This window comes from Nakamurella sp., assembly GCF_048594475.1.
Taxonomy (GTDB): Bacteria; Actinomycetota; Actinomycetes; order Mycobacteriales; family Nakamurellaceae; genus Nakamurella.
Genome location: NZ_JBMDXT010000299.1, coordinates 1 through 3,735, shown reverse-complemented (window position 1 = coordinate 3,735; position 3,735 = coordinate 1). Strand labels below are relative to the sequence as shown.

General features: G+C 70.2%; 5 protein-coding genes and 2 tRNA genes. 1 reads left to right on the top strand and 6 read right to left on the bottom strand.

Annotated features, from left to right (window positions below; genetic code table 11):
* Window positions 1–198 precede the first annotated feature (198 nt).
* Window positions 199–744 carry a preprotein translocase subunit SecE gene (secE, locus tag ACOJUF_RS13730; protein ID WP_420122394.1) on the bottom strand — a complete coding sequence of 182 codons (546 nt, stop codon included), beginning with the start codon at window positions 742–744 and terminating at the stop codon, window positions 199–201.
* A gap of 64 nt (window positions 745–808) precedes the next feature.
* Window positions 809–881, bottom strand: a tRNA-Trp gene (locus tag ACOJUF_RS13725).
* Between the two features lie 205 nt (window positions 882–1,086).
* Here ACOJUF_RS13725 and ACOJUF_RS13720 point away from each other — a divergent pair.
* On the top strand, window positions 1,087–2,325 hold the full coding sequence (locus tag ACOJUF_RS13720; RefSeq protein ID WP_420122393.1) for a pyridoxal phosphate-dependent aminotransferase: 1,239 nt from the start codon (window positions 1,087–1,089) through the stop codon (window positions 2,323–2,325).
* Between the two features lie 81 nt (window positions 2,326–2,406).
* Here ACOJUF_RS13720 and ACOJUF_RS13715 read toward each other — a convergent pair whose 3' ends face one another.
* The 4 genes from ACOJUF_RS13715 to ACOJUF_RS13700 all read right to left on the bottom strand — a co-directional run bounded on the left by ACOJUF_RS13715 (window position 2,407) and on the right by ACOJUF_RS13700 (window position 3,664).
* Entirely contained in the window at window positions 2,407–2,838 is a 432-nt protein-coding gene (locus ACOJUF_RS13715) for a MaoC/PaaZ C-terminal domain-containing protein (protein ID WP_420122392.1), read from the bottom strand.
* 25 nt (window positions 2,839–2,863) lie between these two features.
* Window positions 2,864–3,313: a MaoC family dehydratase N-terminal domain-containing protein gene (locus ACOJUF_RS13710; protein ID WP_420122391.1), complete on the bottom strand. Its 450-nt coding sequence runs from the start codon at window positions 3,311–3,313 to the stop codon at window positions 2,864–2,866.
* A gap of 14 nt (window positions 3,314–3,327) precedes the next feature.
* Complete coding sequence (gene rpmG / locus ACOJUF_RS13705; RefSeq protein WP_420122390.1) at window positions 3,328–3,492, bottom strand: 50S ribosomal protein L33; 165 nt, start codon at window positions 3,490–3,492, stop codon at window positions 3,328–3,330.
* Window positions 3,493–3,591: 99 nt separating this feature from the next.
* A tRNA-Met gene (locus tag ACOJUF_RS13700) sits at window positions 3,592–3,664 on the bottom strand.
* Window positions 3,665–3,735 lie beyond the last annotated feature (71 nt).

Here is a 3,735-nt window from a genome sequence, read left to right as displayed (position 1 = left end):
GTCTCCGCCTCGTTGTCGTGGTCGTACTCGTCGTCCCGGGACGACACGGAGGCGACGATGGTCTCGTCCCCGTCGGTCAGCACGACGTCACGGGGCGGTTCGCCGCCTGGGTAGTCGACGTCACTGGACACGATGGATGCTCACTTCCTGAATTCTTCACTCGTTGGGGACACGCTCGGACCGCCCGGATCGGGCCGGTCAGCCGAAGACGGCGAACACGCCCTTGGCGAACAGCAGGTCGAGGACCCCGACCAGCGCCACCATGAACACCACGAAGGCGATCACCACGATGGTGTAGGTGACCATCTGGTTGCGCGTCGGCCAGATGACCTTGCGCAACTCGGCGACCACTTCGCGCAGGAAGCGGCCGAGCCGGGCGATCGGGTTCGGCTTCTTGACGGCCGTGGTCGATCCCCGCTTGGGCGTCGCGGCGCCCTTCTTGTCGCTCGCCGCCGCCGGGTCCGATCCGCCGGACCGGGCCGCGGCACGGCGCGCGGCCGCCCGCGCCGACCCCGGTGACGCCGGGGTGGTCAGCGCGGACGCGCTCTCACCCTCGTCCGCACCGGTGCCGGCTTCGCCCGCCTCCACCGTGTCGCCGGTGTCCTCGGACTTCGACAGCGAAGGGGCCTGACGGGGCTTGTCCCGGCCGGCCGTCGCGCCGGCCTTGGCCGCCGCCGCGTCCCCCGACGGGTCGTCGCCGGACGCTGATCCGCCCGCCGACACCCCGTCGTGTTCGTCGCTCACTGTCTACGTCCTTCACCTGTGCTGGACCCGGCGCATCGCTGCGCCGGGTCGTTCGATGGTGCTGCAGGGGCGACAGGACTTGAACCTGCAACCTGCGGTTTTGGAGACCGCTGCTCTGCCAGTTGAGCTACGCCCCTTTGGTCACGACACGCCCGCGGTCACGGCCGGTCGATCGCCATCAGAACCCCTTCACAAACCCGGGATGTGCCCGTTGTACCCGACGAGCGGGCAAGCGGGAGCACACCCCGGCTGTCAAGTGTAAGGCACGTCGCCACCGGCTGGTGCCCACGTGACGACGCTACCCGCCCCACCACGTTCCGCGCTGCGTGCCACGATGAACGCATGAGCATTCAGTCGCCCGCATCCGCCTCGACCGCACACCCCCGGATCTCCGCGCGCATCGGCGGCATCGCCGAGTCCGCGACGCTGGCCGTGGACGCGAAGGCCAAGGCGCTCAAGGCGGCGGGCCGGCCGGTCATCGGCTTCGGCGCCGGCGAACCGGACTTCCCGACCCCCGACTACATCGTCCAGGCCGCGATCGCCGCATGCTCGGTGCCGGCCAATCACCGCTACACCCCCGCCGCCGGTCTGCCGGCCCTGCGCGAGGCCGTCGCGGCCAAGACCCGGCGCGACTCCGGGCTGGCGGTCGAGGCCGCCGACGTCCTGATCACCAACGGCGGCAAGCAGTCCGTCTACCAGGCGTTCGCGACGCTGCTCGATCCCGGCGACGAGGTGCTGCTGCCGGCCCCGTACTGGACCACCTACCCGGAGGCCATCACCCTGGCCGGCGGGGTGCCGGTGCCGGTGGTGGCGGACGAGTCCGCCGGCTACCTGGTCGACCTCGACCAGCTCGAGGCCGCGCTGACCTCCCGGACCAAGGTGCTGCTGTTCTGCTCGCCGTCCAACCCGACGGGAGCCATCTACCCGCCGGAGCAGGTCGCGGCCATCGGTCGCTGGGCGGCGGAGAAGGGCATATGGGTCATCACCGACGAGATCTACGAGCACCTGGTCTACGGCGACGCGGTCCACGTGTCGATGCCGGTGGTGGCGCCGGAGATCGCCGACCGCTGCATCGTGGTCAACGGGGTGGCCAAGACCTACGCGATGACCGGTTGGCGGGTCGGCTGGATGATCGGACCGCGGGACGCGATCAAGGCGGCGACCAACCTGCAGTCGCACCTGACCTCCAACGTCTGCAACGTCGCCCAGCAGGCCGCGCTGACCGCGGTCAGCGGGCCGCTGGACGCCGTGGAGCGGATGCGCGAGGCGTTCGACCGGCGCCGCCAGCTCATCGTCGGGCTGCTCGACGCCATCCCGCACGTGTCCTGCCCGGAACCGCTGGGCGCGTTCTACGCCTACCCGTCGGTGCGGGGCCTGGTCGACAAGTCCTACGACGGGGTGCGCCCCGCCTCGTCCGGTGAGCTGGCCGCGTTGGTCCTGGACAAGGCCGAGGTGGCGGTCGTCCCCGGGGAGGCGTTCGGCACCCCCGGCTACTTCCGGCTGTCCTACGCGCTGTCCGACGAGGACCTGGTCACCGGGGTGACCCGGATGGCGGAGTTCCTGTCCACCGCGCAGGACTGAGACGGATCGAGGGGCCACGTCGGGTCGTTCCCGAGGATGGGAAACGACCGGACGTGGCCCCTCGATGGTGCCGAGCGGCAATCAGCTGAGCGCGACGGTGGCCCGGGCACGGCCGAGCACGGCCTGCCCGTTGTACTTCGCGGTGATGTCGACCTGGGCGGTGCGGGTGTCGGCGTCGAGCGAGCGGACCGCACCGGTGAACTCGACGGTGGCCCCCTCGCCGTCGTCCGGGACGAAGACGGGACGGGTGAATCGGGTCCCGAACTCGATGACCGCGCCCGGATCCCCGACCCAGTCGGTGACCACCCGGCCGGCCAACGCCATGGTCAGCATCCCGTGGGCCAGGATGCCGGGCAGGCCGACCGCGGCGGCGGTCGACTCGCTCCAGTGGATGCGGTTGAAATCGCCGGACGCACCGGCGTAACGAACCAGCCGAGCACGCTCGACGGTCATGGTGAGCGGGGCGAGTTCGTCGCCGACCGACACCGATTCGAACTGCGGAATCGCACTCATGCCGCCGCCATCTCCTGACCCTGGCTCATGCGTCGGGGCCGCGGACGACGAGCGTGCCGTACACGGTCAGCACGGGGGCACCGGCCAGGTCGACGACCTCGGTCCGCAACCCCAGGAACTCGTTGCCCTGGACCATGCGGGAGCTGTCCACGAAGAAGGTGCACAGCAATTCGTCCCCGGCGACCACGGGTCGCCGGAAGACGAAGCGCTGATCGCCGTGCACGACCCGGGAGTAGTCCAGGCCCAGCGCGGGGTCGAACAACACCTCGTCCTGGGCGCGCGTGATGATGGCGACGCCGAACGTCGGCGGGGCCACCAGGTCGGCGTGGCCGGCCCGCCGGGCGGCGTCGCGATCGTGGTACAGCGGATTGGCGTCACCGATGGCCGTCGCGAAGTCGCGGATCTTCTCCACGCCCACGACGTAGGGCACCGGATAGGGGAAGGGCTTCCCGATGAAGGACGGATCGACAGGCACGTCAGCGGCCTAGATCAGCGGGTTTCCTTGTGCTTGCGGTGCACGCCGCAGTTCGGGCAGAACTTGGCGATCTCCAGCCGATCCGGGTCGTTGCGCCGGTTCTTGCGGGTGATGTAGTTACGGTGCTTGCACTCCTCGCACGCCAAGGTGATCTTGGGGCGAACGTCGGTGGCGGCCACTGGTAACTCTCTCTCGTTGCAGGTGCTGTGTTGGCCAGCGGTCGGCCCGCTGAGGGGCCTCCCGACCACCCCTGCCCGGGGTGGTCCGTGCTGGTCACGTAGCGGTGGCCGGACTTGAACCGGCGACACAGCGATTATGAGCCGCTTGCTCTGCCAGCTGAGCTACACCGCCGCGCGGGCCGGAGGACCCGCAGAAGCAAACGACGCGGGCAGCGAAGTTGTTCCGCTGCCAGCGCCGCTGTT

Bases quoted from the DNA above. Each gene is read 5' to 3' on its own strand.
- ACOJUF_RS13720 (WP_420122393.1), top strand. From the start codon at position 1,087: ATGAGCATTCAGTCGCCCGCATCCGCCTCGACCGCACACCCCCGGATC.
- ACOJUF_RS13715 (WP_420122392.1), bottom strand. From the start codon at position 2,838: ATGAGTGCGATTCCGCAGTTCGAATCGGTGTCGGTCGGCGACGAACTC.